The organism is Barnesiella sp. B2-R-119, assembly GCF_023656675.1.
Classification (GTDB): Bacteria; Bacteroidota; Bacteroidia; order Bacteroidales; family Barnesiellaceae; genus Barnesiella; species Barnesiella intestinihominis.
The window spans coordinates 152,178-173,799 of record NZ_JAMOKL010000002.1 but is presented as its reverse complement, the minus strand read 5'-3'; the positions used below and the strand labels follow the sequence as shown (position 1 = coordinate 173,799).

General features: G+C 41.9%; 23 protein-coding genes. 9 read left to right on the top strand and 14 right to left on the bottom strand.

Annotation, left to right across the window (positions count from 1 at the left end; all coding sequences use genetic code 11):
- The first annotated feature begins 19 nt into the window (after window positions 1-19).
- The 6 genes from NBH06_RS03940 (at window position 20) to NBH06_RS03915 (ending at window position 9,913) form a co-directional block, all read left to right on the top strand.
- Window positions 20-1,648 (top strand): OmpP1/FadL family transporter, encoded by a 1,629-nt coding sequence (locus NBH06_RS03940; protein WP_250792854.1) that lies wholly within the window; start codon window positions 20-22, stop codon window positions 1,646-1,648.
- Between the two features lie 92 nt (window positions 1,649-1,740).
- Complete coding sequence (locus NBH06_RS03935) at window positions 1,741-3,780, top strand: tetratricopeptide repeat protein (protein ID WP_250792852.1); 2,040 nt, start codon at window positions 1,741-1,743, stop codon at window positions 3,778-3,780.
- Between the two features lie 9 nt (window positions 3,781-3,789).
- Window positions 3,790-6,444, top strand: a complete 2,655-nt coding sequence (locus NBH06_RS03930) for an AsmA family protein (protein ID WP_250792850.1) — start codon at window positions 3,790-3,792, stop codon at window positions 6,442-6,444.
- A gap of 190 nt (window positions 6,445-6,634) precedes the next feature.
- Complete coding sequence (locus NBH06_RS03925; RefSeq protein ID WP_250792848.1) at window positions 6,635-8,200, top strand: DUF3943 domain-containing protein; 1,566 nt, start codon at window positions 6,635-6,637, stop codon at window positions 8,198-8,200.
- Between the two features lie 235 nt (window positions 8,201-8,435).
- Entirely contained in the window at window positions 8,436-9,317 is an 882-nt protein-coding gene (locus tag NBH06_RS03920) for a decaprenyl-phosphate phosphoribosyltransferase (protein ID WP_008861936.1), read from the top strand.
- 5 nt (window positions 9,318-9,322) lie between these two features.
- Entirely contained in the window at window positions 9,323-9,913 is a 591-nt protein-coding gene (locus NBH06_RS03915; protein ID WP_008861937.1) for an HAD-IB family hydrolase, read from the top strand.
- Between the two features lie 27 nt (window positions 9,914-9,940).
- Here NBH06_RS03915 and NBH06_RS03910 read toward each other — a convergent pair whose 3' ends face one another.
- Window positions 9,941-11,059 (bottom strand): DUF362 domain-containing protein, encoded by a 1,119-nt coding sequence (locus tag NBH06_RS03910; protein ID WP_008861938.1) that lies wholly within the window; start codon window positions 11,057-11,059, stop codon window positions 9,941-9,943.
- A gap of 250 nt (window positions 11,060-11,309) precedes the next feature.
- On the opposite strand from NBH06_RS03910, the gene NBH06_RS03905 reads away from it, so the two are divergent.
- Genes NBH06_RS03905 through NBH06_RS03895 form a run of 3 tightly spaced genes read left to right on the top strand, consistent with a single transcriptional unit; the run spans window position 11,310 to window position 13,133 of the window.
- On the top strand, window positions 11,310-12,263 hold the full coding sequence (locus NBH06_RS03905) for an alpha/beta hydrolase (RefSeq protein ID WP_250792846.1): 954 nt from the start codon (window positions 11,310-11,312) through the stop codon (window positions 12,261-12,263).
- The gene (locus NBH06_RS03900) at window positions 12,260-12,556 is read left to right on the top strand and encodes a DUF2089 family protein (RefSeq protein WP_021891213.1); all 297 of its coding nucleotides are present in this window, start codon (window positions 12,260-12,262) and stop codon (window positions 12,554-12,556) included. The genes NBH06_RS03905 and NBH06_RS03900 overlap by 4 nt, the downstream gene beginning before the upstream one ends.
- The gene (locus NBH06_RS03895) at window positions 12,546-13,133 is read left to right on the top strand and encodes a hypothetical protein (protein ID WP_250792844.1); all 588 of its coding nucleotides are present in this window, start codon (window positions 12,546-12,548) and stop codon (window positions 13,131-13,133) included. The genes NBH06_RS03900 and NBH06_RS03895 overlap by 11 nt, the downstream gene beginning before the upstream one ends.
- Window positions 13,134-13,390: 257 nt before the next feature.
- On the opposite strand, the gene NBH06_RS03890 is transcribed toward NBH06_RS03895, so the two are convergent.
- The 13 genes from NBH06_RS03890 to NBH06_RS03830 all read right to left on the bottom strand — a co-directional run bounded on the left by NBH06_RS03890 (window position 13,391) and on the right by NBH06_RS03830 (window position 21,622).
- A complete protein-coding gene (locus NBH06_RS03890; protein ID WP_008861942.1) occupies window positions 13,391-13,870 on the bottom strand; it encodes a DUF4252 domain-containing protein in 480 nt (159 codons plus the stop codon).
- A 2-nt stretch (window positions 13,871-13,872) separates the two neighbouring features.
- A complete protein-coding gene (locus NBH06_RS03885; RefSeq protein ID WP_046409431.1) occupies window positions 13,873-14,367 on the bottom strand; it encodes an anti-sigma factor family protein in 495 nt (164 codons plus the stop codon).
- The gene (locus NBH06_RS03880) at window positions 14,364-14,861 is read right to left on the bottom strand and encodes a GFO_1088 family ECF-type sigma factor (RefSeq protein WP_046409433.1); all 498 of its coding nucleotides are present in this window, start codon (window positions 14,859-14,861) and stop codon (window positions 14,364-14,366) included. Before NBH06_RS03880 ends, NBH06_RS03885 begins: the two co-directional genes overlap by 4 nt.
- A gap of 2 nt (window positions 14,862-14,863) precedes the next feature.
- The gene (locus NBH06_RS03875) at window positions 14,864-15,298 is read right to left on the bottom strand and encodes a DUF4252 domain-containing protein (protein ID WP_046409435.1); all 435 of its coding nucleotides are present in this window, start codon (window positions 15,296-15,298) and stop codon (window positions 14,864-14,866) included.
- Between the two features lie 20 nt (window positions 15,299-15,318).
- Window positions 15,319-15,774 carry a DUF4252 domain-containing protein gene (locus tag NBH06_RS03870; RefSeq protein WP_046409437.1) on the bottom strand — a complete coding sequence of 152 codons (456 nt, stop codon included), beginning with the start codon at window positions 15,772-15,774 and terminating at the stop codon, window positions 15,319-15,321.
- 170 nt (window positions 15,775-15,944) lie between these two features.
- Complete coding sequence (locus NBH06_RS03865) at window positions 15,945-16,487, bottom strand: 2-oxoacid:ferredoxin oxidoreductase subunit gamma family protein (RefSeq protein WP_046409439.1); 543 nt, start codon at window positions 16,485-16,487, stop codon at window positions 15,945-15,947.
- Window positions 16,488-16,501: 14 nt separating this feature from the next.
- Window positions 16,502-17,263, bottom strand: a complete 762-nt coding sequence (locus NBH06_RS03860; protein ID WP_008861948.1) for a thiamine pyrophosphate-dependent enzyme — start codon at window positions 17,261-17,263, stop codon at window positions 16,502-16,504.
- Between the two features lie 38 nt (window positions 17,264-17,301).
- On the bottom strand, window positions 17,302-18,381 hold the full coding sequence (locus NBH06_RS03855) for a 3-methyl-2-oxobutanoate dehydrogenase subunit VorB (RefSeq protein WP_008861949.1): 1,080 nt from the start codon (window positions 18,379-18,381) through the stop codon (window positions 17,302-17,304).
- 27 nt (window positions 18,382-18,408) lie between these two features.
- Window positions 18,409-18,636: a 4Fe-4S binding protein gene (locus NBH06_RS03850; RefSeq protein ID WP_008861950.1), complete on the bottom strand. Its 228-nt coding sequence runs from the start codon at window positions 18,634-18,636 to the stop codon at window positions 18,409-18,411.
- 218 nt (window positions 18,637-18,854) lie between these two features.
- The gene (gene rsxA / locus NBH06_RS03845; protein WP_008861951.1) at window positions 18,855-19,436 is read right to left on the bottom strand and encodes an electron transport complex subunit RsxA; all 582 of its coding nucleotides are present in this window, start codon (window positions 19,434-19,436) and stop codon (window positions 18,855-18,857) included.
- 2 nt (window positions 19,437-19,438) lie between these two features.
- A complete protein-coding gene (locus NBH06_RS03840) occupies window positions 19,439-20,023 on the bottom strand; it encodes an RnfABCDGE type electron transport complex subunit E (RefSeq protein WP_008861952.1) in 585 nt (194 codons plus the stop codon).
- Window positions 20,016-20,624 (bottom strand): RnfABCDGE type electron transport complex subunit G, encoded by a 609-nt coding sequence (locus tag NBH06_RS03835; protein WP_008861953.1) that lies wholly within the window; start codon window positions 20,622-20,624, stop codon window positions 20,016-20,018. The genes NBH06_RS03840 and NBH06_RS03835 overlap by 8 nt, the downstream gene beginning before the upstream one ends.
- A complete protein-coding gene (locus NBH06_RS03830; protein WP_046409444.1) occupies window positions 20,621-21,622 on the bottom strand; it encodes an RnfABCDGE type electron transport complex subunit D in 1,002 nt (333 codons plus the stop codon). The genes NBH06_RS03835 and NBH06_RS03830 overlap by 4 nt, the downstream gene beginning before the upstream one ends.

Genomic DNA, 21,622 nt, shown 5'->3' with positions numbered 1-21,622 from the left:
AATTTTCAAAATGAGACATATGAAGAATGTGAGATATGGTTTGGCATTGGCTGCTCTATGTAGCAGCTCAATGCTTTTCAGTCAGGGAGTTGTTGATGCTTTGAAATATTCTCAACAAGACATACGGGGAACGGCTCGTTATATGGGTATGGCGGGCGCTTTTGGCGCATTAGGAGGGGATATTACGACATTGAGCCAGAATCCGGCAGGTATAGGAGTTTATCGCAATTCCGATATAGCTGCAACGATAGACCTTTCCAATCAAGTAAGTTCGGTGAATACGGCTGGAAATAGAATGTCCGATAGCAAGTTTAATGTTTCATGTAATAATTTTGGCTTTGTATGGACTGTCCGCTTTAATCAGGAAGCCTTGAAAAATTTGAATTTCGGTTTTGCCTATAATAAGCAAAAATCGTTTGACCGCTCCTATAAAGCCGGCTATTCGGGGATAACCGGAGCCAGTTCGCTTTCGGGGTATATAGCCCATTTGTCCGAAGGTTATTCTGTTGCGGATTTAGCTTATCCAGACAATAGTGGGAGTAGCTATGACCCGTATAACAATAATCCGTGGTTGAATGTATTGGGATATCAGTCCTATTTGATAAAACCAAAAAGTACGACAGGAGATTCATGGAATAGTATAGTAGGAAACGGTACGAATACAGCGGGAGATCTTTATGTTCGGGAGAAAGGTTCGATCGATGAATACAACTTTAATGTCGGAGGAAATATCTATAACGTATTTTATTGGGGGGTAGGAATTGCCGTTACCGACTTTTCTTATGATATTCAAAGCGGGTATGGTGAAAACTTTACGGGAGGATATATCTCATCGGGTAGCCCGAATGTGGACGGCTGGTACTTGATGAGAAATGCATTACATACGAACGGATCGGGGATAAAAGTCAATTTGGGTGTCATTATGAGAGCCACCGATAATTTCCGTTTGGGCTTTGCTTTCCATACTCCTAATTATTATAAAATGACCGATTCGTATGTGGCATCGGTGAAATATGATTTTAATGAATCGGGGACACGTTATGACGATTTGGCCGAAACACCGAGTGGAAGTTATGATTATGAATTTCAATCTCCGTGGCGTATGATAGCCAGTGCTGCTTATGTTTTTGGACAAAGTGGAATTTTAAGTTTTGATTATGAGTATACATCGAGTAACAATATGTCGTTCGACGATCCCTATTCGGTCGATGCTTTTTATAAAACTAATCAGGAAATTACGGAGATGGTTTCTCCTATGCATACATTTAAAATCGGAGGCGAATTTCGTATTACACCCCAAATCAGTGCCCGTTTAGGATATGCTTATCAGACTTCCCCTGTGAAATCGGAATACAGGTCGGGACGCGAAATTCCTACGGCCGGAACGCTTACGATGTTTACCTTAGATAGAGAGACCAATTATTTTACGGTAGGGTTGGGATACCGCTTTTCGAATGTTTATGTAGATATGGCTTATATGCATCGCTACCGTCGTAGCGAACTTTTCCCGTTCTCTCCGTTGCCGGCTGCTGTGGATAATCCTTATAATCCAGATCAGACAGAGCCGTCGTTGGCCATTTCGCCTCAGATATCTTCGTTGACGGACCATAATAATTCTTTTGTTTTGACTTTGGGTGTAAAGTTCTAAGACAGAACGGAAATATATTTTGAAAGAGCGACTTAAAATCTAAGTTGCTCTTTTGTTTTTTATTGAAAAGAAATGTATATCTTTGAAAAGATATGGAAAAATTCCATGACAAGATGGAAGAAAATTTTGTGATAGATACAGGGAATAAAGAATTTCAAGACGCTTTGAGCTTGATTCAATATACATCTCAGTCAGTTTTTTTGACAGGGAAAGCGGGTACGGGCAAATCTACTTTTTTGAAATATGTGTGCGAGCATACCAAAAAGAAATATGTAGTTCTGGCCCCGACAGGAGTGTCGGCGATTAATGTGGGTGGTAGTACGATTCATTCTTTTTTTAAGATGCCGTTTCGGCCCATGTTGCCCGACGATCCCGATTTGAGTTTGGCGGGAGGAAGAATATATGAATTATTAAAATACAATAAGAAGCAGCGACAGTTGCTGCGTGAAGTGGAATTGATTATTATCGATGAAATATCGATGGTACGGGCCGATATGATTGATTTTATCGATCGTGTGTTACGGGTTTATTCGGGTAATATGAGGTTTCCTTTCGGTGGCAAGCAGTTATTGTTAGTAGGCGATGTATATCAATTGGAGCCGGTTGTGACTTCCGATATGCGAGATATTCTTAGTCGGTTTTATTCTAATTTCTATTTTTTTTCGGCACGGGTTTTTAGAGAAATGTCGTTGGTCCCTATCGAGTTGCAAAAAGTGTACCGACAGCAAGATGAGCGTTTCGTAGAAGTATTGGATAAAATAAGAAACAATACTGCGACGAGAGAAGAACTCGATTTGTTGAATAGCCGTTATCTCCCGCAATATGAACCTGAGAAAGATAATTTCTCGATTACATTGGCGACTCGTAGGGATCAGGTGGACTATATCAATGAAAACCGACTATCTGGATTGCCGGGGAAAGAATATACATTTACGGGGACGATAAAAGGTGATTTCCCTGAGGGGAGTTTGCCTACTTCGTTGGAACTGGTCGTAAAGACCGGAGCCCAAGTGATTTTTATAAAGAATGACCCGGAACGCAGGTGGGTGAACGGGACGATAGGAATGATTTCGGATATAACGCCCGATGAGAAAATCGAGGTGGTGCTTGAATCGGGTGAGATGTATGAGTTGGAGCGTTGTGTTTGGGAGAATATCAAATATACCTACAATGAAAAAGAAAAGACTATCGAGGAAAGTGTATTGGGCACTTTTTTACAATTTCCCATTCGTTTGGCTTGGGCTATTACCGTGCATAAGAGTCAGGGATTGACGTTTAATCGCGTGATTGTCGATTTTACGGGAGGGGCTTTTGCCGGGGGACAGACGTATGTGGCTTTGAGTCGATGCCGCTCTTTGGAAGGTATTGTGTTGAAACGGCAGATCACGCATCGGGATATATTCGTAAATCCCGATATCGCACGGTTCAGCAAAGGTTTCAACGATTCTGTTTTGATAGAACAGTCATTGAAGCTCGCACAAGCCGATCGTCTGTATGTCGAGGCTGTGAATGCTTTCGACGAAGGCGATTTTGACAAGATGTTACAAAGTTTTTTCAAGGCTATCCATACGAGATATGATATTGAGAAACCCGTAATTCAGAGGTATATTCGTAAAAAATTGAACGTTATCAATCAGTTGCGTGTTAAAAATCGGGAGCTTCAACAGGCGTTTTCCGATAAGAATACCGTATTGCGTAAATATGCACATGAATATTACCTATTAGGGAACGAGTGTATAACTAAGGCAAAGGATGTGCGGGCGGCTTTGGCCAATTTTGACAAAGCATTGTCTCTCGATCCTACGTTGATCGATGCATGGGTAAGGAAAGGAATTACGCTCGAAGATCAAGGCGATGAACATGGAGCTATGGCGTGTTACAATGAAGCTGTAAGGTTGAGCCCGTTGAGTTTTAAAGCTCTATATAATCGGGGTAAATTACGCTATAAACAAGGCGATTATGAAACGGCATTATCCGATTTTGCAAAAGCCGTTAAACAAAAACCGTTACATGCTACGGCGCACGATCGACTCGGAGATACTTTTATCAAGCTGGAAATGCCCGATATGGCCGCTCGTCATTGGGCTATTGCAGAAGAGTTGAGGGAGAAAAAACAACAGAACAACAAATAAATAATAACTATGATGAACAAAGGTCTGAAAAAAGGATTGAAGATTACCGGAGTAACCGTGGCGGTTATCTTGGTATTCATGCTTGTCTTGCCATTTATGTTTAAAGACAAAGTGATAACTATTGTGAAAAAAGAGGCCAATGAGATGTTGAATGCCAAGCTCGATTTTGAATCGCTCGATATCAGTCTCTTTTCGCATTTCCCGAGTGCGTCTATCGAATTGAATGGTTTGACACTTTCGGGTATAGATGATTTTGAAAACGACACGTTGGTTTCTGCTGAATCCATCGATGTGGCTGTAAATGTAATGAGCCTGTTTAGTGACAAAGGTTTCGATGTGAATTACGTCGTTTTGGACAAGCCGTCGATAAAAGCGGTGAAGTTGGCCGATGGACGGGTGAATTGGGATATTATGAAACCGGATACGGCCGATGTGGAAGAAGAAAAAACGGTCGAAGTAGAGGGCGAATCTTCTTTCCGTCTGAAATTGAAAAATTTTAAGATAGCCGATGCTACGATCGTTTATGTGGACGATTCCACGCATATGCAATTCTATACCGATAAACTGAATTTGAAGCTATCGGGCGATATGAGTGCCGATATGACCGATATAGACAGTAAATTGTCCTGTAAAGATATTTACTTCGCGATGGGCGGTATCTCTTATTTGAAACAGGCTGAGGCCGGAGCGAAGTTAACGGTATCGGCCGACTTGAAGAATAATAAATTTATTTTGAAAGAAAACACGTTGAGCTTGAATGCCATTGTCCTGAATCTCGATGGTTGGGTAGCGCTCCTCGACGATGGGGCTATGGATATGGACTTAAAGATAAACACTTCTGAGATAAACTTTAAAGAGATACTTTCTTTGATACCGGCTATATATCAGAATAATTTCGATAAATTGCGCACGACAGGCAATATGTCGCTTACGGCTTTTGCAAAAGGGCGAATGGCCGGTGAGAGTATGCCCCAGTTCGGGCTAACGCTCGGTGTGAAAGATGCTACACTTAACTATGAAGGAATGCCGGCTTCGGTCGATGGAATCAATATAGGTGCTTCGGTGAGCAATCCGGGCGGAAGTCTGGATAAAACAATTATCGATTTATCGGAATTTCGTCTCTCTATGGCAGGCAATCCTTTCAAGGCCGCGCTGTATGCCTCTACACCTATATCGGATTTGAATTTCAAGGCTACTGCCGACGGTACGGTTCATTTGGGGAAAATCAAGGATATTTATCCTTTGGGCGATTCTATAACCCTGAGTGGTATCGTTACCGCCGATTTGCAATTTGCAGGCCGTATGTCCGATATTGAAAAAGAAAATTATCAGAATATAAGGGGAGAGGGAACACTGACTGTCGCCGACATGGATTTAACGATGAAAGGTTTGCCTGCCGTCGCAGTGAAAAAGGCGCAGGCTTCGGTTTCGGCCAAAGCCATGTCGTTGTCTCAGCTCGATGTTAAGGTCGGAAAGAGCGATATTCAAGCCCATGGTTCTTTATCCAATTATCTGGCGTACGTTTTGAAAAATGAGACTATAAAAGGCTCTTTGACGGTGACTTCGTCGCTGCTTGACCTGAACGAATTGATGAGTGACTCGGAAACTTCGGGGGAAGAGACCGTCGAAGCCGATACAACGACTCTTTCTGTGATAGAAGTTCCTAAGAATATCGATATGACTTTAAGTGCCGACTTCAAGAAAATCCTTTTCCAAAAGATGGAACTCGATAATGTGACGGGTAAACTTATCGTTGCTGACGGTGCTGTACGAATGACTCCGTTGAGCTTGAACGCATTCGGTGGAGCAATGGTGGCGAATGGTATTTATAGTACGGCCGAGAGCGTTGTTCGTCCTATGGTTAATTTTGACCTCGATATACAAAAAGCCTCTTTTGAAAAAACGTTCGAGCAATTGGACATGATTCAGAAGATTGTCCCCATTTTTGCTAAAACCGGTGGAACATATTCCGTTAAGGTCGACCTGAAATCTGCTCTGGATAGTCAGATGTCACCCGATTTAAGTTCTTTGACAGCCGATGGTGTCATTCAATCCAACGATATTCAATTACAAAATATCGAAGTATTCAGCCAGTTGGCAACGCTGTTGAAAAATGATAAATTGAAGAATATCGAAGCGAAAGATTTGAAAATCTCTTTTACCATTAAGGACGGTAAAGTAAAGACTTCGCCTTTTGATATGAAGCTGGGTAATATTACAATGAATCTTTCTGGTGTTACAGGCCTTGATCAGACGATTGATTATCGAGCTAAAATCAATATTCCGGGGGCCGGGGCTTTAAGTAATGTTTCGGCGACGATAGGAGGAACGTTCTCCAAGCCATCTATTAAGTTGAATACCGATGAGGTTGTTAAGAATGCCGTGACGAATGTGATTGCTTCGGAAGTTTTGGGAGTGGATTCCGAAGATATAGAAGCTCAAAAAGCCGCTATTCGTAAGCAGGCCGAAGAGGCGGGAAATAAATTGATCGCTACGGCGAAATCGGAGAGCGAGAAGCTCATTTCCAAAGCATCGAATCCTTTGGCGAAAGTCGCAGCTCAGGCAGCCGGTAAGAAATTGGTGGAAGAAGCAGAGAAACAAGCTCAGAAGTTAAAGAACGAGGCCGAGAAATTGATAGAGAAACAATATGGTGGGTCGGAATAAGAAAATTCCGATTGAAAGAAAAAGGGAGACGAGATTCGATTTCGTCTCCCCTTTTTGTGGAAAGAAGAGGAGAAGCCTTTTGTAAACTCGAAATATTGTTCCAAAGTGCGGGAACATTATCCGATAACTCCCATCAGATATGCTCTTACAAGTTTATTGATTATCTTGGTCGCCGATAAAAGAAAAGAAGGTGAAAATAGGTATAAATTTTTGTTGCGTATTGGCGATTCTTAGTGCTGATGCGCTATCATTGAACGCAAATGTGACTGTGCCCGATTCGGTAGCGGTGCCGGGTGTTGAACAAATGGATACTTTGGTGGTAGAGAGCAATGGAGAACCTGAAATCAATTCTTTGTTCCAGTTAGGTAGCAATGTCCCGACGCATTTAAATGTGGCTGCACCGGCAAAAAAACGTCCGTGGTTGGCTGGTGCAGAGGTAGTGGCGGAAGATCTTTTGTTTCATGTGCTTACCCGATATCTTATTAAAGAGGACTATGCTCAAATTTCATGGTCATCGATAAAAAACAATTTTAAGACCGGCTTGTTGTGGGATAACGACAAGTTCGAGACTAATCTTTTTTCACACCCATATCAAGGTAATCTTTATTACAGCAGTGCCCGTTCCAACGGATTGAATTTTTGGGAATCTGCACCTTATGCTCTCTTGGGAAGTTCTATTTGGGAATGGTTTATGGAGACACAACCGGCCTCGATCAACGATATAATGTCTACAACCTTTGGCGGAATGGCCTTAGGGGAAACAACCTATCGTCTGTCTTCGTTGGTCTTGAACGGACAGGCTAGGGGGTGGGAGAGGGCATCCCATGAGTTAGTCGCCGCGTTTTTAAATCCGGTACGGGCAGTCAATCGTTTGATGACAGGGGAAGCGTGGCGTATAGGTCCTCGGTATGTGGATAAAGAAGCGACTATCCCGTTTCATTTTCGATTTGAGGCCGGGTATCGTATGCTCGATAACATTAGGGAAGGCAAGAACAAAAGTATACATGTCGGGTGTATGGATTTCTCGTTGATTTATAACGACCCGTTCGAAATTGAAGGGAATGTTCCGTTCGAACATTTTACAGCTCGAATGTTGTTCAATATGTTCGCCCATCAACCCATTATCGGGGACGTAAATATTTGCGCTTCTATATGGGGCCGGGAACATGATTATAAAAATGGGAATGAATTGTTTGCCGGTATATTCCAGAATTATAGCTATTACAATAGCGGAAGAATGGATAATGAGTCGAACGAAGTGCCGTTTCGCATTTCCGAGACTGTATCCTATGGCCCCGGTGTTTTATATCGCATGAAACTGCATGAAAATAACACTTTGGCCTTGAACGGATTTGTTTCGGGAGTGGCTCTTGGCGGTGCTTTGTGCGATTATTATCAATTTCACGACCGTGATTACAATATGGGAAGCGGATATAGTATCCGCCTCAACGGCTTGTTTACTTTACAGCGCCGGTTCGGCATTTATTTGGGATTTGAGAATTACCATATTTTCACGTGGAAGGGGTATGAGCATAAGGACTATGAAAATATGAATCCTCATTATCTCGATGCACAAGGCGCTGTCGGAGACGCTCGTTTGCAGATGATGAATCTACGTGGTTCGTTTGCTATTAGTCCAAAGGTGGGTATCTCTGCCGAAACAGCTTGGTGTCGGCGAAAATCACATTATAAATATTTCCCCGATGTCCTGTCCGACACATTTGAATTTCGGCTTATGTTTTCATATCATATTTGAGATATTTACTAAATTTATACATAGTAAAATATGAATATGAAAACACATATTTTTCTTGTTTTTATGCGTTATGCCGAGTTTTTATATCCCATATTGCAAAAACACATGGGGCAATAAATCGTCTGTTTATTAGATTTATTCCGATCGTCGCTGTGTATTGGGGAAAACGATAGGTGTATATTTTGTACTATTCTGTATAATATTATATATTTGTTGTGTAAAATATACCAATAGTATGGTGAAAGATATAATTTCACTCGTTCGGCCTCAACAGTGGCTTAAAAATGTATTTATTTTTCTTCCGATATTTTTTAGCCGGAAGTTGGGTGACGGGGCTTGTTTGAGCTCCGCATTGATTGCTTTTGTTATTTACTGTTTGGTCGCTGGGTCTATATATTGTTTGAATGATATTTGCGATAGAGAATCCGATCGCTTGCATCCGACTAAGTGCCGGCGACCTATCGCTTCGGGTATAGTATCGGTGGGAGCCGGATATGGTATAATGGCTCTGTTGTTGGTCTTGGCAATCGCTTTGACATTTGTTTATGATTCAACCGTACGGCACGTGTTGCTGATAAATGTCGGTATTTATTTTATTTTGAATATAGCCTATTGTTTTTGGTTGAAACATATTGCGTTGGTCGATGTTTTTGTGATATCGATAGGCTTTGTGTTAAGGGTTCTTGCGGGTGGAGTCGTTACGGGGATATGGATTTCGCCGTGGATTATCTTGATGACGTTTCTGTTGGCTCTGTTTTTGTCGTTTGCCAAAAGGCGGGACGACGTACTCATTTATGAGCGGACCGGAGATAAGATGAGGCTTAATATAGCCCGTTATAATTTGGAGTTTATCAATATGGCGATAACTCTTGTCGGGGTTATCGTGGTCGTTTGTTACATTATGTATACTGTATCACCGGAGGTGATCGAAAGAATGGGGACCTCCAATCTCTATCTGACTACGATATGGGTTTTGGCTGGAATCTTACGTTATTTGCAGTTGACAGTGGTAGATAAGAATAGCGGCAGTCCTACAAAGATATTGATACACGACCGGTTTATCCATGTTTGTATCGTGGGCTGGGTTCTGTCTTTCGGGGTTCTGATTTATTTTTGAGGAATATGAGAATTGCTGTTTTCGATTTTGATGGAACGGTTACTACCAAAGATACACTTTTGGAATTTATCAAATTTGTGAGAGGACCTGTTTCGTTCTATGCGGGTTTTCTTAGGTATGCTCCGCAACTTTTGGCGTATAAATTAGGGCTTTATCCGAATTGGAAGGTGAAACAACAAATATTTTCTCATTTTTTCAAAGGAATGAGGTTGGAGGATTTCAATCGGTTGTGCGAGGAATTTTTTCAAAAGGAAGGAAAGGCTCTTGTTCGGCAAAGTGCAAGGATTGCTATATGGGAACAATTGCAGAAATGCAATAGGGTTTTTATTGTAAGTGCAAGTATTTATAATTGGATCAAACCTTTTGCTTCCGATTTAGGTATCCGGGACATATTATCTACCGAGATCGAAGTGGACGGTGAAGGTTGTCTGACCGGTTTCTTTTCGAATAAAAATTGTTATGGACAGGAGAAGGTTGTGAGGCTGCTGGAACAGATTCCCGATTTAGAAAATAATTACTTGATCGTATATGGCGACAGTAAAGGGGATTCGCAGCTATTGAAATATGCCAACGAATCCCATTACCGTGCCCTGTGATCAATTCCTCTTTGGGGAATAGCGGTCTTATACTGTAATCAATTCGTATTGCATAACTCCTAATCCGATCTTTTGTGCATGTTCGAGTCCGGCTTGCCAATTGGTATCGGGGTGCATCAGATGGAATTTATCGGCGCCTTCGAGATGTTCGTGCGGGTGTTTCTCAGTCAGACAACTGCCATTGATTGCCGGTGCTGCGATGACCATATCGGCGCAAGCCTTGTCCAAAGCGACCGGGTCGAATGATGCGAGTATTCCCAAATCGGGGATAATGGCGGCATCGTTGTGATTCCAACAGTCGCATTCAGGTGAAACATTCATAATGAAACTGATATGGAAATGAGGCTTGTCCTTCAATATGGCTTGGGTATATTCGGCTATTTTATAGTTCAAACGTTCAGACGTATCGCATTCTCCCATTACGGCTGCATCGTGTTGGCATAAAGCGACACATTGCCCGCAACCGACACATTTGGTATAATCTATTTCGGCTTTATGGTTTTGGTTCAAGTGTATGGCATCGTGGGCGCAATGCTTGACACAGATGTTACAGCCTTTACAGTTCTCTGTTTCGATTTTGGGTTGAGAATTACAGTGCAATTCTAGTTTACCGCCTACGCTTGCTCCTCCCATTCCTAAGTTTTTTAAAGCACCGCCGAACCCGGCTTGCTCATGACCTTTGAAGTGAGTCATTGAGATAACTATATCGGCATCGGCTAATGCCGATCCAATTTTCGGAGCCTTGCAGTACTCCCCATTTAAAGGTATTTCACGGTACTCTGTCCCTTTCAAACCGTCGGCGATAATGACTTGGCATTGTGCTGAAATGGGGTTATATCCATTTTCCATGGCGCTTTGTAAATGGTCTACCGCATTGGCACGTCGGCCGGAGTAGAGCGTGTTGCAGTCGGTAAGAAAGGGTTTTGCTCCCCAAGAGCGGAGTAGGGTTGCCAGTCGAGCTGCATAGTTCGGACGGAGATATGCTAAATTCCCCGGTTCTCCGAAGTGTATTTTTATAGCTACGAATTGGTCTTTGAAATCGATACTTTCGATTCCGGCCCGTTTGATTAAACGCTCCATCTTGTCGAGTAGATTGCTCGAAGGAGTCGTGTGCAGATTGGTAAAGAATACTTTGGATTTATCCATAGGAATTTGTTTTAAGTTAGTGGTAGAAAATGTAAAATCTATCGTTAAAACGGTGATGTTCGATTTTCCCGGTAGACTGTTCGTTTCTTACATTTATTGCAAAAATAAGGAAAAATCATGATTGTATTATTATCTTTTATTTTATTTGATATGAATAAAATTAATTATATAATAAATAAAATTGAAGTTTATTTGTCGTTTTATCATGATTGTATTATTTTTGTGTCATAAGAAGTAAATGAAAATATATATGAAACAATTAAGATTAATCATTTTATTCTCTATTTTGTCTTTGTCGGTAACTGTGAGGGCTATGGAGGAACAATCGGTGTCATTGGATACACCTACGGGAAAAATTAACGGTAAAATAGGATTACCGGATGCAGAAAAGCCACCGATAGTTTTGCTGATAGCCGGTTCGGGGCCTACCGACATGGACGGAAATACGAATTCCAGCGGATTTTCTATGAAGAATAATTCATTGAAATTGTTGGCGGAGGGGTTGGCTCAGCGAGGTATTGCGACTCTCCGTTTCGACAAAAGGGGAATTGCTTCGAGTTCTGCGGCTGCTAAAAAAGAGAGTGACCTTAGGTTCGAAGATTATGTGGCAGATGCTCAGGGCTGGATAGATCGGCTGAGCGATGATAGTCGTTTTTCCGATGTATTTGTTTTGGGGCATAGTGAGGGTTCTTTGATTGGTATGTTGGCGAGTGTCGATAATCCGAAGGTAAAAGGTTTTATTTCGTTGGCAGGAGCCGGTCGGCCGGCTTATGATATAATAGAAGAGCAACTGTCGGGGCAACCGGCAGAGATCCAGTATTTGGTAAAATCGATCAACGATTCGCTGAAAGCTGGAAAGGAAGTATCCAATATTCCTATGGGATTGATGACTTTATTCCGTCCATCTGTTCAACCTTATCTTATATCGTGGTATCGGTATAATCCACAAGAGGTGATTGCGAAATTGAGACAGCCGGTATTGATTTTACAAGGCGATAAAGATGTACAGGTGTCGGAGGAGGATGCCAAACTGTTGAAACAATCTTTACCGAAGGCACAATTCCAGATTTTGAAAGATATGAATCATGTGTTGAAAATGTGTGAGTCGGTCGATATGCAAGTTCAGCAGGCTACTTATGCTAATCCCGATTTACCCGTTCAAGAGGATTTATTGATAACGATTGAAAAATTTGTGAAACGATGACGACAAGTGTGACTAGAAAGAAATTGCCCTTGCGGTGTCCTGCATGCGATGCTCCGCTTAGAGTATCAAAAATGATTTGCGGTCGTTGTGCGACAGAGGTGTCGGGAGAATTTGAACTACCGGTTTTGACCAGCTTGAATGAAGAAGAGCAACGATTTATGCTTGAATTTGTAAAAGCGAGCGGCAGTTTGAAGGATATGGCGAAAAAGATGGGGGTAAGTTATCCTACTGTGCGCAATTATTTAGATGATTTAATAGAGAAACTCAATAACATGGAAGAAAATGAAAGATAGTTGGAAATTTATATCGAATCCTTTTTATAAAGTAGCTGGTTATAAGGCTGCCGGGTGGGGGATATTGGGCATAGTTATAACGACAGCGATCGCTTATGGGGCAGATGTGCATTTTCATGGATTGCTTCATTATGGTGGAGCTCCTCATAGTGAGTGGTGGTGTTTTGTCGTGGAGCATTTGGTGATTTGGTTGATACCTTCGTTATTGGTTTATATATTGAGCCTGTTTTGCAGTCGTTCCCATGTTCGTCCGATAGACGTTCTAGGAACAGTTGCTTTTTCCCAGCTGCCTTTTGTTTTGTTGGCTTTGTGCATGGCTTTCCCACCGGTACGGCATTTCATGTCCATACAGTCGTTACAGGCCATAGAGGATGCGCTATCCGATAAAATGTTTCTTTTTTCGGCTATTTGGATAGGGGCTTTGAGTCTTTTGATTGCGATCTGGGTTTTGTATTGGATATTTCGAGCTATTTCGGTTTCTTGTAATTTAAGGGGGCGTAATTTGTGGATTGTGTTTATTGTAGGAGCTTTCGGCGGAGATATTCTTTGCCGTTATTTAATAGGGCTGTGTTATTAAGAAGCTGTTTTAAATTTATAGAGAAATAATATTATCATTGCAGGCAGGTATGTTCCGGCCATATTGAGCCCCTGTCTCGCATCTTGAATCTCTTGATTTTTGTCAATAGCCCGCTATTGACTGCATATCTCGAACTCCAATCTGCTTCAACATAGGTCTCAATCTGTCTTGGAATAAATTTAAAAACAGCTTCTAATAATTTGAAAGGGGGCAATGATTTTATTTGCCCCCTTTCAATATCGGTTTGCGGATAAGGTTTATAACCCTGCGTCTTTTGTCAACTCTTGAAGATGGGTTATTGAAATATCTCCTAATAGACGTATAACAGTAAATTCTCCACAGTCGCCGTCATCGACCAGCATGATTAATTCTTTGATCTTTTTGTCTGTTTTGGGTTGCACGTAAAAAGCTACGGTCTCGCCGTCGTCTTTTACTTTCATCAGTTCTTCGTATGGAGCTTTTTGAAATACGATACTTTCTTTTCGCATTTGAGGAATCAGAGCTTCATTGTCCTCGCAAGTTAAGATTTGAATTCGGTCTAACTCGTTGATAACAGCTTTTAGATTTAATCCTTCTGCGTCGATTTGTCCTTCGGGCATCATATTCAGCAATGCCTTCGATATGTTGACGTATGTCACTCCTTTTTGATTAGCGAATTTTTCTATGAAGTTGTTTTCGGCAGTAGCTGAAAGAATACCGAATACAGCTAATAATAGAATATAAATTGTCCGTTTCATAATTATTTGTATTTTAGATGTTTATTGACTATTCGATTGGTCTCGATAATTTCTTTTTGGGCTTGTTGCCATTGGTTCGTCCCCTTATTTAATTTCTGGGAAACGAGAATTAAAGCTCGTTGAGCCTCGGCACAGGCATATATTTCTTGATCGCTGAGTCGTTTGGAAGATGGTTGCCGGTACACGTATAATCCGGTGGAAATCGCTAATATAATACCGGCAGCAATACCGCTTATCCATTTCCAATTTCGGGAAAAAAGAATCTGCCTCTTTTTATCGGGCAACCGATCTATGTATGACGATAATTTTTCTTCCAGATGATCGGGAATATGTACCGAACGATCGGGTATAAGAGATAAAATGATGCGCTTCTCTTGAATAAAATCCTCTGGAACTTCGTGGGTTGCGAGATAGTCTCTCAATCCTTGTTCTTCGGTATCCGATAGCTCTCCTTTGAAGAACATGTCTATTTGTTGTCGTATTTCTTGTTCATTCATAATCTTTGTATGAATAGTTCTTTAATCGTTTTTCTGGCCCGGGAGAGAAGTACCCGTATATTGGCGTTACTCAAACCGGTTTCGGTTTCTATCTCGTCAGTGCTTTTGTCTTCGAAATGCCTTAAAAGTAGAATTTTACGTTGTTGTTTGGGAAGTTTATTTATGATGTTCAACAGAACCTTCATGTCTTCTTTTATTTCATAGGCCGTATCGGGTTGTGGAGCAGGCTCTGTCTTTTGAACTAATACAGAATCGTTGTCCGTCTCGATTTGTGGCGCTCTTAGTGTGTCGAGGCATAAATGTTTTATCGTTGTGATGGCATAAGCCTCGTTGTTTTCTATGTTTTCAAGACTTTCCCGTTTCTCCCATAGTTTCAGATAAGTATTTTGTACCATATCTTCTGCATCGTGTTCATTTCCAAGATATCGAAAAGCGATGTAATACATTTTCTTATGACAGGGTAGAAATCTCGCTTTGAACTCTTGATGAGTCATATCTAGTTCGTTTTAGATTTTTCGAGCATGTCGGATTTTAAGTTCCCTTTGCAACGTACAACGTTAATTTCGTCTGAATACAGGGATATGACTACTACTTCTTTTATCTTCTTCGGAGTAGACTTGATAAGGATTTTTACAAATTCATCGTCTTCACTGGTAGTGAGAATCGTTTCATAGGGTTTAAAGTCTACTTCTTCAATTTCTTTTTTTAGGGCTAGATAGGTTGCGTTGTCTATATCGGCTTCTACTACTTCAATGGCCTTAACACCGTCGACTACGCCTTTTACCTGAGGCTTTTTGAAATCTTCCGTATAGTATTCGGCATTTGGCAGCTCCTTCGTTTTTTTGAAAAGATTATCAATTTTGTTATTGGCGAATGAAATTTGCAGAGTCGACAATAGTACTATAATAAGAAGAAAAATTCTTGATTTCATAGTGATGTATTTATTGTTTATTATGCGTTGTCTTCTATGATATTCTGCATTTGATTGGGATCGATTTTCCCTTTGATTCGGATTAAACTGATTTCATTTTCTTCGAGGGAGATAATGACGATTTCCCGAATTTTTTCTTTTTCTATTTTCATCAGGATTCGGACAATCTCGTTTTCTTCGTTCGAGCTGGTTACTGTTTCATAGCCGTCGGAATCGCATTGTGTTATTATTTTCTCGAATCTCGTATAATCTTTGGACGAGATATTTTCAGCATCGATAATAGTCATCGATTTTATTCCTTTCAGCTCTGACGAAAATGGTTTGAGCAATCCCAAAACGAATGAATTGAGGTTTACTTTCTCTGCATTGGGCATTCGGGAAGCCGTATTGAATAAGTTGTCGATACAATTGCCGGCGGAGATAGAAGAGAAACTGCAAAATGCTGCAAGCGCTAAAATCAAAATTTTTGTTTTCATATCTGTTGTTTTTTAGTTGTTACTTTAATTTAGACCGGTGCACCTTTTAGGGCCTTTCATATAGGAGACGGATAAATAATAAATATGTTACAAAGAAAAATAAAAAAAGCGAGGGAAAAATGATTTTCTTTTTTCACCTCGCTTTTTTTAGTATTATAAAATTGGCCGTTTCAGACTTTGCGAATAATCTCCATTCCTTTGAGTATAGCTTGCTCATTCATGGGAATGAGATGATGATGTCGTTCGGGCAGCGACTTTTTCAGTCCTTTCAGTACATTTTCCATGCTTACCATTGGTTTTAGTTTTAGTAAGCCTCCCAATACGATCATGTTGAATGCTTTGGTATTGTTCATTTCTATGGCAGCTTCCATAGCGTTGATGCAATATACATTGATATCCGTTCTCGTAGGCGGGTGGTGTATTCCGTATCCGTCATAGATGAGTATACCGCCGGGCTTTACTTTGCCTTCGAATTTTTCAAGAGAAGGTTGGTTCAGAATAACAGCCACATCGAATGCATTCAATACCGGAGAACTTATACGTTCATCGCTGAGTATGACTGTTACGTTTGCCGTTCCTCCGCGTTGTTCCGGTCCGTATGAGGGCATCCACGTAACCTCTTTATCTTCCATCAGTCCAGAGTAGGCTAATATTTTCCCCATAGAGAGTACACCTTGTCCTCCGAATCCTGCTATGATAATTTCTTCTTTCATATCCGTAGTTTTAATTATACGTTTTTGAGGTCTCCCATCGGGTATTTGGCAAACATGTTTTCCTCCATCCATTTGTTAGCCTTTGCCGGCGACATTTTCCAGCCCGAATTACAAGTCGATACGACTTCTACCAAAGATGTGCCTTTTCCGGCCATTGCGTTTTCGAAAGCCAACCGGATTGCTTTTTTCGCTTTGCGGATAGAGGCGGGAGTGTGTACACTTTGACGAGTCACGTAACAAGTTCCGTCCACCCGTTCTACCAATTCAGCAATTCGTAAAGGATAACCGTTCAGTGCGACATTCCGTCCGTAGGGACAGGTAGAGGTCACCATTCCTTCTAGTGTAGTAGGAGCCATTTGTCCGCCGGTCATTCCGTATATACCGTTGTTGATAAATATGATGGCTATATTCTCGCCGCGATTGCAGGCGTGAATGGTTTCGGCCGTTCCAATGGCGGCCAAGTCGCCGTCACCCTGATAGGTGAATACCATTTTCTTGGGGTTGAGCCGTTTTACGGCCGATGCGATGGCCGGCGCACGTCCGTGGGCAGCCTCGATCCAATCGATGTCGAGATAATTATAGGCAAAAACAGCACAGCCTACGGGAGCGATACCGATCGTTTCTTCTTCAATACCCATTTCGTCTATAACTTCGGCAATAAGTTTATGTACTACTCCGTGACTGCAACCCGGACAGTAGTGCATGGGATTATCGTTCATCAGCCGAGGTTTAGTGTAAACCAAGTTTTCGGGCTTTATAATTTCGTTGATATCCATGTGCATAAAAATTATGAACCAGATAAAGGTTCGGGTATTTACATTAGTTTTTCTTTGAGAGCGTTAAGAACTTCGTCGGGGGTAGGTACGATTCCGCCCAAGCGTCCGAAATGTTCTACTCGCACTTTTCCGTTGACAGCCAATCGAACGTCTTCTACCATTTGTCCGGCATTCAACTCGGCCGATAGGATTCCTTTCACATGATTTGCATGGCGAGCGATAGCTTCCGTCGGGAACGGCCATAGCGTGATGGGTCTCAACAATCCTATTTTGATACCTTCTTCTGCTGCCAGCTCGATTGTCTTTTGGCATATACGCGACATGGAGCCGAATGCGACAATCAGATAGTCGGCGTTTTCGCAATTGATTTCCTCGAAGCGGACTTCATTTTCACTGATACGTTTGTAGGTGGATTGGAAGCGAATGTTATTCTGCTCCATAATTGCCGGATCGAGTTCGAGAGAGGTGATGACATTTCTCTTCCGATTTTTGGTTTTTCCTAATGTCGCCCACGGATTTTGTTCCCTTATTTCTTCTTCTGTACGGCGTTTGCGGAAAGGCGGAAGTACCACTTTTTCCATCATTTGCCCGATAATTCCATCGGCTAGAATAATAGCCGGGTTGCGGTATTTGAAAGCGAGATCGAATCCCAATGCCACGAAGTCGGCCATCTCTTGAACCGAAGCGGGAGCTAATGCGATTAAATGATAATCGCCGTGACCGCCTCCCTTCACGGCTTGGAAATAATCGGCTTGACTTGGTTGTATGGTTCCGAGACCCGGACCTCCTCTCATCACATTGACGATTAAACAGGGTAGTTCTGCACCGGCCAAATAGGAAATTCCTTCCTGTTTCAAGCTGACACCGGGACTGGAAGACGATGTCATCACGGCTTTACCGCAACTAGCTCCACCATACACCATATTGATAGCTGCAACTTCGCTTTCGGCTTGTAGTACTACCATTCCGGTCGTTTCCCACGGTTTTTCTTCCATGAGTGTTTCCATGACTTCCGACTGGGGCGTAATAGGGTATCCGAAGTAACCGTCGGCTCCGTAGCGTATGGCGGCATGTGCTATGGCTTCGTTACCCTTCATTAGTTTTATATCTTCTTTCATAATTAACGGATTTAGAGATTAAACCGGTTATAATTTTACTTTATAAACAGTGATACACCCGTCGGGGCATACAAGACCACAACTTGCACACCCGATACAAGCGTCGGGATTCTGCATAAAAGCATAATGATAACCTTTGTCATTAACTTCGGTCGGCTGTAATGCCAAAACTTGGCACGGACACGCTACTACACATAGCTCACAACCTTTGCAACGCTCTTTGTTAACGACAACAGCACCTTTAATATTAGCCATATGATTTTGTTTTTAGTTCCACAAATATAAAAAATATATTTTTAAATTGATAGTAAAATAGGTAGTTTTTTTGTTAAACTACCTATCGGTGTAAATGATTGACTTTTAAATTAATAGTCTAATTAAAAAATATATCGAATATGGATAAAATGTAATATTTTTGTCTTATTATGTTTTATAACATAATTTATAATGGTGTATTACTTATAAATTGATAGTTATCCTATTTTGATACCCGAAAAACCCATAAAGGCCATAGCCAGTAATCCGGCGGCGATGAGTGCGATTGGTGTGCCTTGCATGGCTTTGGGAATATGGGATAAACTCATTTGTTCACGCATCCCGGCAAAGATTACCAAAGCCAATGTGAATCCGATTGCTGTCGATATGGCATAAACGGTAGCTTCGAGAAGCGATAGATTTTTTTGAATAACGATCAATGCGACACCCAATATCGTGCAGTTTGTAGTGATTAATGGCAGGAAAACGCCTAAGGCCTGATAGAGGGAAGGTGCTATTTTTTTGATGATAATTTCGAGTAGCTGGACCAATGCGGCAATAACCAGTATGAAAACAATGGTTTGCATATAGTCCAGTTTCATCGGCATCAATAAATAGGTTTGTAATAAATAGGTAACTATCGTCGCTATGGTCATGACGAAAGTTACCGCCGCACCCATACCCAGTGCCGAGTCGATACGTTTGGAGACCCCGAGAAAGGGGCAGATTCCCAAGAATTGGGATAGAACTATATTGTTTACAAATATGGCGGTAACGAATATAGAGATATAGGTGAGCATAATCAGCGGGTTTTAAGTGTATGGATAATAGCGATTAAAAAGCCTAATGCGATAAATGCACCGGGGGCGAGGATAAAGATGAGAGACCCATATTCTTCGGGATAAACCGAGATACCGAATACGTGTCCTGTTCCTAAAAATTCACGGATACAACCCAGTAAGGTAAGGGCAAATGTAAAACCGAGTCCAATACCGAGCCCATCGAAAAAGGAGTCCACCGGATTGTGCTTGGCGGCAAAGGCCTCGGCTCGTCCCAATAAAATGCAATTAACGACAATCAAGGGTATAAAAAGTCCGAGTGTTTCATATAAATCGGGTAAATAGGCTTGCATACACAGTTGTAGAATGGTTACGAACGTGGCTATAATAACGATGAAAGCGGGTATTCGCACTTTATCGGGGATAAAGTTTTTGACCATCGAGATTGCGACGTTGGAGCAAATTAGCACAAACAGGGTAGAAAGTCCCATACCCAAACCTCCTATGGCCGAGGTGGTCGTTCCTAAGGTGGGGCACATGCCCAATAGAAGGACGAAAGTCGGATTTTCTTTTATAATTCCGTTTAAAAGTATTTTCGTTTTACTCATGATTGCCTCCTTTCATAGATTCGGCATAAGCCGTATAGGCGGTTTGTATGGCCGCCAAAAAAGCTCTCGATGTAATTGTCGCGGCTGTGATGGCATCTATGTCGCCTGAATCTTGTTTAACTTGTAATTTGTTGCGAACCGGCGATTTCCCGATGATATTCTGGTTATTTTTCTCGGTTCTGAACCATTCGTCCATTTTTGCGCCCAATCCGGGCGTTTCCTGATGTTTCAGGACTCGATAGTCCCGAATCGTTCCATCGGCTTCGAAACCCACGATAATACGTATTTCGCCACCGTACCCTGTGGAGTTGCTGCATTCGACAGCGGCTCCGACGAGAATACCCTCTTTTTTTGCTGGATAGACGATCGCCGTAGTCTCACCGTATTCATTACGGACAGTGTAGGAGCATTGTTCGTCTATTGGGGAGTTGTCGTATTTCGGAATGACTTGTTGGATTGCTTTTTCTCTTCCTGCCTTAGTCGCACGTGCTATGGGTTCTTGGGTAAGTCGATGGGTATATCCCAATAGTCCGCCGGCCACGGCGGTTATCAAGGTCAGAGACCAAAGCATGTTCCAAAATGTAGAATCTTTTTTCTTCATGATCGATGGTTGCCGAAACGTTTGGGTTTGATATAATTATTGATAAGCGGTGTAAAAGCATTCATGATAAGGATTGCGAAAGAAACTCCTTCGGGGTAACCTCCCCATTGGCGTATAACGACGGTCAAGATACCTATACCGATTCCGTAGATAATCATTCCTTTGGAGGTCATGGGCGAGGTCACGTAGTCGGTCGCCATATATATAGCCCCTAACAAAAGTCCGCCGGACAATAGCTGAATGAGGGCAAAGTCGAATGCATATTGCCACATGGGTATATTTTGCATATTGCCTGTTTCTTGCCCGCATGCCAAGACGAAACTGAATAAGAAGACTGTCAAGAGGATAGAGACGGGTATATGCCAACTGATGATTTTCCGGTAAAGCAGATAGGCAAAACCGATTAGTAGGGCGATAGCGCCTACTTCACCTAAACTACCTCCTTGATTTCCAATCCATAGATTAGCGATATCTATTTGTTCGATCCACTGGCCTCCCTCTTCTTTTAATTTAGAAAGTAGTGTTGCTCCGGTCTCGGCATCGGTATAGTTCCACCGTGATACGATTGGCAGAGGCCATTGGGTCATCTGGGTAGGGAAGGATATGAGAAGAAATACCCGTCCTGCCAAAGCCGGATTGAAAAGATTGTTCCCTAAGCCTCCGAAAGACATTTTGGCAATCCCTATCGCAACGATAGAACCGATGACAACGATCCATATTGGCAGATTGGAGGGCAGGTTGAAGGCCAGCAGCAATCCGGTGAGTATGGCCGAACCGTTACCGATAGAAGGCTTTTCTTTCAGTAAATATTTCTGGATTAGATATTCGACAATGACGCAAGAGAGTATAGACGAGAGAGTAACGATTAAAGCCCCGATTCCGAAAAAATAAAGGGAAACGGCGAATGCAGGCAGCAATGCGATGATGACATTGTACATGCATTTCGAGACGGTTAAATTATCGTGTATGTGAGGGGCTGGCGATACGGTTAATTCCAT

Bases quoted from the DNA above. Each gene is read 5' to 3' on its own strand.
- NBH06_RS03835 (WP_008861953.1), bottom strand. From the start codon at position 20,624: ATGAAGAAAAAAGATTCTACATTTTGGAACATGCTTTGGTCTCTGACC.
- NBH06_RS03855 (WP_008861949.1), bottom strand. From the start codon at position 18,381: ATGAAAGAAGATATAAAACTAATGAAGGGTAACGAAGCCATAGCACAT.
- NBH06_RS03890 (WP_008861942.1), bottom strand. From the start codon at position 13,870: ATGAAACGGACAATTTATATTCTATTATTAGCTGTATTCGGTATTCTT.
- NBH06_RS03935 (WP_250792852.1), top strand. From the start codon at position 1,741: ATGGAAAAATTCCATGACAAGATGGAAGAAAATTTTGTGATAGATACA.
- NBH06_RS03930 (WP_250792850.1), top strand. From the start codon at position 3,790: ATGATGAACAAAGGTCTGAAAAAAGGATTGAAGATTACCGGAGTAACC.
- rsxA (WP_008861951.1), bottom strand. From the start codon at position 19,436: ATGCTCACCTATATCTCTATATTCGTTACCGCCATATTTGTAAACAAT.
- NBH06_RS03915 (WP_008861937.1), top strand. From the start codon at position 9,323: ATGAGAATTGCTGTTTTCGATTTTGATGGAACGGTTACTACCAAAGAT.
- NBH06_RS03830 (WP_046409444.1), bottom strand. From the start codon at position 21,622: ATGGAATTAACCGTATCGCCAGCCCCTCACATACACGATAATTTAACC.
- NBH06_RS03940 (WP_250792854.1), top strand. From the start codon at position 20: ATGAAGAATGTGAGATATGGTTTGGCATTGGCTGCTCTATGTAGCAGC.
- NBH06_RS03910 (WP_008861938.1), bottom strand. From the start codon at position 11,059: ATGGATAAATCCAAAGTATTCTTTACCAATCTGCACACGACTCCTTCG.
- NBH06_RS03860 (WP_008861948.1), bottom strand. From the start codon at position 17,263: ATGGATATCAACGAAATTATAAAGCCCGAAAACTTGGTTTACACTAAA.
- NBH06_RS03900 (WP_021891213.1), top strand. From the start codon at position 12,260: ATGACGACAAGTGTGACTAGAAAGAAATTGCCCTTGCGGTGTCCTGCA.
- NBH06_RS03850 (WP_008861950.1), bottom strand. From the start codon at position 18,636: ATGGCTAATATTAAAGGTGCTGTTGTCGTTAACAAAGAGCGTTGCAAA.
- NBH06_RS03865 (WP_046409439.1), bottom strand. From the start codon at position 16,487: ATGAAAGAAGAAATTATCATAGCAGGATTCGGAGGACAAGGTGTACTC.
- NBH06_RS03880 (WP_046409433.1), bottom strand. From the start codon at position 14,861: ATGACTCATCAAGAGTTCAAAGCGAGATTTCTACCCTGTCATAAGAAA.
- NBH06_RS03895 (WP_250792844.1), top strand. From the start codon at position 12,546: ATGAAAGATAGTTGGAAATTTATATCGAATCCTTTTTATAAAGTAGCT.
- NBH06_RS03920 (WP_008861936.1), top strand. From the start codon at position 8,436: ATGGTGAAAGATATAATTTCACTCGTTCGGCCTCAACAGTGGCTTAAA.
- NBH06_RS03875 (WP_046409435.1), bottom strand. From the start codon at position 15,298: ATGAAATCAAGAATTTTTCTTCTTATTATAGTACTATTGTCGACTCTG.
- NBH06_RS03870 (WP_046409437.1), bottom strand. From the start codon at position 15,774: ATGAAAACAAAAATTTTGATTTTAGCGCTTGCAGCATTTTGCAGTTTC.
- NBH06_RS03885 (WP_046409431.1), bottom strand. From the start codon at position 14,367: ATGAATGAACAAGAAATACGACAACAAATAGACATGTTCTTCAAAGGA.
- NBH06_RS03905 (WP_250792846.1), top strand. From the start codon at position 11,310: ATGAAACAATTAAGATTAATCATTTTATTCTCTATTTTGTCTTTGTCG.
- NBH06_RS03840 (WP_008861952.1), bottom strand. From the start codon at position 20,023: ATGAGTAAAACGAAAATACTTTTAAACGGAATTATAAAAGAAAATCCG.